The 5,023-nt window shown below is 63.3% G+C and carries 5 protein-coding genes; 3 read left to right on the forward strand and 2 right to left on the reverse strand.

Annotation, left to right across the window (positions count from 1 at the left end; all coding sequences use genetic code 11):
• Nucleotides 1-176 precede the first annotated feature (176 nt).
• Nucleotides 177-1,028 carry an inositol monophosphatase family protein gene (locus OZN99_RS25270; protein ID WP_270938004.1) on the reverse strand — a complete coding sequence of 284 codons (852 nt, stop codon included), beginning with the start codon at nucleotides 1,026-1,028 and terminating at the stop codon, nucleotides 177-179.
• A gap of 254 nt (nucleotides 1,029-1,282) precedes the next feature.
• Nucleotides 1,283-1,852: an elongation factor P gene (efp, locus tag OZN99_RS25275; protein WP_270938005.1), complete on the reverse strand. Its 570-nt coding sequence runs from the start codon at nucleotides 1,850-1,852 to the stop codon at nucleotides 1,283-1,285.
• 216 nt (nucleotides 1,853-2,068) lie between these two features.
• On the opposite strand from efp, the gene OZN99_RS25280 reads away from it, so the two are divergent.
• The 3 genes from OZN99_RS25280 (at nucleotide 2,069) to OZN99_RS25290 (ending at nucleotide 4,785) form a co-directional block, all read left to right on the forward strand.
• Nucleotides 2,069-3,058, forward strand: a complete 990-nt coding sequence (locus tag OZN99_RS25280) for a DGQHR domain-containing protein (protein WP_270938006.1) — start codon at nucleotides 2,069-2,071, stop codon at nucleotides 3,056-3,058.
• 79 nt (nucleotides 3,059-3,137) lie between these two features.
• The gene (locus OZN99_RS25285) at nucleotides 3,138-4,013 is read left to right on the forward strand and encodes a hypothetical protein (protein WP_270938007.1); all 876 of its coding nucleotides are present in this window, start codon (nucleotides 3,138-3,140) and stop codon (nucleotides 4,011-4,013) included.
• Between the two features lie 115 nt (nucleotides 4,014-4,128).
• Nucleotides 4,129-4,785, forward strand: coding sequence for a glutathione S-transferase family protein (locus OZN99_RS25290; RefSeq protein WP_270938008.1), 657 nt, complete (start codon nucleotides 4,129-4,131; stop codon nucleotides 4,783-4,785).
• Nucleotides 4,786-5,023 lie beyond the last annotated feature (238 nt).

The following is a 5,023-nucleotide window of genomic DNA, read 5'->3' on the forward strand; positions in this document are numbered from 1 at the left end:
AGCGCCAGCGGCGGCGCGGGCGCCATGGCGCGCTGCGGCTGCGCCCGGGCCGCGCAGGGCAGGGCGACGAGGGTCAGCGCAACGAGGCTCCGGCGTCCAGGCATTCCCGCCAACCTACCCGTTGGGCCGAGTCGGCGCCATGCGGCGCCGTTACAAGCCTGCGAGGCCGGCCGCGGCTACTCCCGCGCGGCGCCCCGCGCCGCCTCGGCCGCGGCGATGCCCTCCGCCACCACCTCGCGCAGCTTCGGCTGCAGCGCGGGGTTGCCGCAGACGACGTGCCCGCTCTCGTAGAAGCCGTCGCCGCCCGCCGGGTCGGTCACGATCCCGCCGGCTTCGCGCACCATCACGATGCCCGCCGCGATGTCCCAGCGGTTCAGCCCCAGCTCCCAGAACCCGTCGTACCGCCCCGCCGCCACCCAGGCGAGATCCAGCGCCGCCGAGCCGAAGCGCCGTACGCCGGAGACCAGCGGCATCAGCTTCGCCAGCGTCAGCGAGAACTCCGCCTTGCGCTGCACCTTCGCGAAGGGGATGCCGGTGGCGAACAGCGCCTGCACCATCTCCCGCCGGCCGGAGACGCGCAGCCGCTTGTCGTTCAGGAACGCGCCGATGCCCTTCTCGGCCCAGAACAGCTCGTTGGCGGCGGGGTTGTAGATGCAGCCGGCGACGAGTTCCGTCCGCTCCGCGTCGATCCGCTTCTCCACGCCGACGCTGATCGCCCAGTGCGGGATGCCGTGCAGGAAGTTCGTGGTGCCGTCCAGCGGATCCACCACCCAGCGCCATTCCCACTCGCCATCCGCCTGGCCGCCCTCTTCCCCGAGGAACGCCCAGCCCGGCCTGGCCCGCGACAGCTCCTCCTTCAGCGTCTGCTCGGCGCGGAGGTCCGCCTGCGACACGAAGTCGCCCGGCCCCTTCGAGGTGACCTGGAGGTTCTCCACCTCCCCGAAATCCCGCAACAACCGCCGCCCGGCCTTCTGCACGGCCTGGTGCACGACGTTCATGGAAGCGGAGATGCGCGGCGAGACAGCCATCGGATGACACGGTCCTGAAAGAGCGAAGGCCGGGAGAGGTGAACCCCCCGGCCCGGATTTCCACAAGATGGTTGGAGCGGGGCTCTGCCCCGCGCCCCGCCGGGGACGATGATCGTCCCCGGGCCCCTGCCTAGATTGGCGCAACTCTCCCGCTGGGTGTCCGAACCCTCTCCTGCGAAGCGGGGGAGGGTGCCCGAGCGCAGCGAGGGCGGGTGGGGGCGCGACCGACCTAAGAAGCTAAGACGCGCTGAACGCTACCCCTTCGCCCGCTCGTAGTAAGACCCGTCTTCGGTCTTCACCACGATCTTCTCACCCTGGGTGATGAAGGGCGGCACCATCGTCTTCACGCCGTTCGACAGCACCGCCGGCTTGTAGGAGGACGCGGCCGTCTGCCCCTTCACCACCGGATCGGCCTCCACCACCTCCAGCACCACCGTCTCCGGGATGTCCATGGCGACCGGCTCGCCCTCGATCAGGCGGACGCTGACGGTCATGTTCTCCTGCAGGAAGGGCAGGCGGTCGCCGAGGATCTCCTTGGGCACCTGCGTCTGCTCGTAGGTGTCCGGGTCCATGAGCACCAGCATCTCGCCATCGGCGTAGGAGTAGGTGAACTCCTTGTCCTCGGTGGTCAGCCGCTCGACCGTGTCGGCGGTGCGCCAGCGCTGGTCCTTCTTCGCGCCGGACTTGATGTTGCGCATCTCCACCTGGATGACGGCCGCGCCCTTCCCGGGGATCATGATGTTCTGCTTGAGGATGGTGTAGCGCTGGCCTTCGAACTCGATGACCATGCCGGCACGCATCTGGTTGGCCTGCATCTTCGCCATGGGGGCGGGTGTCCTAGCGTCGCTGTGTGCGGGATGCGCGGGCGCTTACAACGGGGGCACCGGGCAGGGCAAGGCCACCTGCGCGTAGTTTAGCAGCAACAATTTGGCTGGCGGTGGTCGCTGTCACTGGACAGCAAACGATTCGTTCAGGATCCTCGATTGCCTTCAAGGCGTCGGTCCGAATCACGTGCATCGAGCAATCCGGGGGACCACAGAGTGGCGAGGAAACCAGCGGCCGAACCAACTGAGCGTTACCACCGTTACAGTGTGAGTCTCGTCCGGCAAGGAGATAACTACTTCTACACATTGACTATGCCGTCTGACGTTCTAGCGCGCACGTGCACCGTCACCACTCGAAAGGAAGATCCGAAGCTCGGTTTCCAGCGGACTCTAGACGAGCGCAGAGCAGAAGAGATTGCCGAGTACATCGATGAGGGCGGAACTATCCCGAACTCAATAGTGCTATCGGCGCAGCCAGCAGCTGAATTGAAGATAGTAGGGCGTGGCAAAACGCTTGAGTTTCGGGAACAGAAAGGCGCGTTCTTGATTCTTGATGGGCAACATCGGGTTTTTGGGTTTTCAAAAGCTCGAACGCCGCTGAGAGTGCCTGTGGTGGTCTACAATGGGCTGTCTCGGCAGCAGGAATCCCGACTTTTCATCGACATTAACACCAAGCAGCGCCCGGTTCCGGCACAGTTGCTGCTCGATATAAAGAGGCTCGCTGATATCGAGGACGAATCTGATGGAACACTTCGCGAGATATTTGATAAGTTTCATAGCGAGGTCGGAAGCGCTCTTGCAGGGCTGACGTCGCCCTTCGAGAGCGCGAAAAACAAGATCACGCGAGTGACGTTCCGGGGGGCTGTGAAGCCGCTGCTTGATCTTTTTGCGGGGAAGACTCCGGATGAGATTTACCGCATACTGAACGCATATCTAACGGCAGCGTCTGTATTGATATCACAAAAGGCCGCTGATCCCTTGCTCGGAAGGCCTGTCGTGTTTCGAGCGTTCGTTGCGTTATTTCCGGCTGTGGCTCAAAGAGTATCCGACCGGTTCGCCGGCCGATACACACCTGCCAATTTCGGCGACATCCTTGGTCCACTGTTTGTCAATATGCCCAGCGCACGACTTCAAGCGCCGGGGGCGAACTGGGTCAAGCTGCGTGAGTACCTCGAGAAGAGGCTCCGCGAAAAAATGACGCTTTGAAGCCGTGCAGGAGTTGGCTGCGGCTTTGTCTCGCCGTTCCTTTCGGCTACCTGCGGACGTAAATAGTGGTGAAGACGGATTGCGCGGCTGGATTCAGGGCGGCCAATACCGTGTGCTCAGTAGCACTGGTGCCGGTCACGCTGTACTGGGCGACTTTAGTTATGATGATGTTGCGAGTTATTTGGCATTCGATTTTCAACGTTTCGCCATGGCAAGTCTAGAGTCTCATGTTGCTTGCGCGGTAGAGGTGGGCGACGCCGCTTCGTTGGGCTGGGTACTAGTTAAGGCTTATTATAGCGCTTTTTTTGCTGCACACACGATAATCCGCGTAACGGGCCGTGGCTTCATAAGATTTGACAGCAACCAAGCAAGCTTTCTGAATGCCGTGGCAGCACTTTACGTGCAACCCGATGCAGGTATTTCCGCCGGTAACTATGCCTTCGATCTAGCTACCAACGCAAGCGATTTGGCAGAGATGAGAATTCGCAGAAGCCCAGACAGTAGCGGAACTCACGATATGTTCTGGAGATATTTTCTGGTTTTCTTGAGGGGGATTGAAGATGAGGTGGTGCAGCAGGGCGACCCTGATCAGTCGGCAATCCTCGCTCAGACAAATCTGCTGCATTCACTTCTCGCCCCACCCGGATATAGTAATGGAAGCTGGCTATCTTTTATAAGGAATGAAATAAATTACCGGCACAACTTTGGTGTTTGGTTGCCGCGCTCGTTATCCAGATCGGAGCGCGATTTCATCCTAAATGGTCGCCTGTCAGTTCGCCCTAGAACGGATTTCGAAGCGCGAAGGGAACCTATCCGGGCCTTTCTCTCCGCGTGTCGGAGCTTGGCTAGGCTTTCGTTCGATGTCACAAGCGAAGTTGTTGACCGGATTGACGATCGGCGCGCACGATTTCCGCAGACGTGGCGGAGGTTGTCTCAGTTGGCTCTGGCCCCCTGAGCGTCGCAGCATCGAAAGATGCGCGGCGCGGCGGTCAAAGCCCAAACGGATTCTGTGCATTGCCGCGCTATGGCTAGAACTGGCCCTTATGCACCGCAGCCCCAAGGAGGCCCCCATGCCCCTCACGCTGCACTACCTCTCCGGCTCCCCCTACACCTGGCGCGTCCAGCTCGCGCTGGAACACAAGGGCCTCGCCTACGCCCTCCGGCCCATGTCCTACGATGCCGGCGACTTCAAGCGGCCGGACTTCGCCGCGCTCAACCCGCGCCGCCGCGTCCCCGTCCTGCAGGACGATGACGGCTTCGCCCTCTACGAATCCGCCGCCATCCTCGAATACCTCGAGGACATCGCCCCGCACCCGCCACTCTTCGCTGCGCAGCCCCGGCCCCGCGCCATCCAGCGCCGCCTGGTGCGGGAAGCCGACGAGTATTTCGCCACCAAGCTGGAACACCTGGTCCAGGACGTGCTCTTCACCCCGCCGGAACGCCGCGACCCCGCCCGCGTCGCCGGCCACTGGGCCGCCATGCAGGCCGAGCTCGCCTTGTGGGAAACCCTGATCCAGGGCGAGTTCCTGGCCGGCGAGCTCTCCGCCGCCGACCTCACCCTCTACCCGGAAATCGCCCTCGGCCGCCGCATCGCGCAGCGCAACCCGGGGCTGGTCGCCGGCGAGCTGCTCGGCCCGAAGCTCCAGGCCTGGGCCGCCCGGATGGAGGCGCTGCCCATCCTCCGCCGCACCTGGCCGCCCCATTGGGGCCCGCCGCCCGGCGCCTGAGGCCGCGCCCGGATTCCGCTACCCGCCGGCGACGTGTTCGCGGTATGTTCCAGTCATGCCCGCCCGCCGCCCTCAACCCCCACACCATCCCGGGCCGGGGCAGGGCGCCGGATTTGTCCGAGGGGCTGACCTAGCTAAGGGTGGAAAGGCTAGGTTGGAGAGATGGTTAGGCGCCGTCGGAGCCGGCTGTCGCGTTCGGTTCAGCAACGGCTGCTGGAGTACTTCGTCGCCGGCACGC

The organism is Falsiroseomonas oryzae, from assembly GCF_027856955.1.
Classification (GTDB): domain Bacteria; phylum Pseudomonadota; class Alphaproteobacteria; order Acetobacterales; family Acetobacteraceae; genus Falsiroseomonas; species Falsiroseomonas oryzae.

What these genes read in the sequence shown, in the direction of transcription:
- OZN99_RS25290 (WP_270938008.1), top strand. Translation starts at nt 4,129, where the DNA reads ATGCCCCTCACGCTGCACTACCTCTCCGGCTCCCCCTACACCTGGCGC.
- OZN99_RS25270 (WP_270938004.1), bottom strand. Translation starts at nt 1,028, where the DNA reads ATGGCTGTCTCGCCGCGCATCTCCGCTTCCATGAACGTCGTGCACCAG.
- efp (WP_270938005.1), bottom strand. Translation starts at nt 1,852, where the DNA reads ATGGCGAAGATGCAGGCCAACCAGATGCGTGCCGGCATGGTCATCGAG.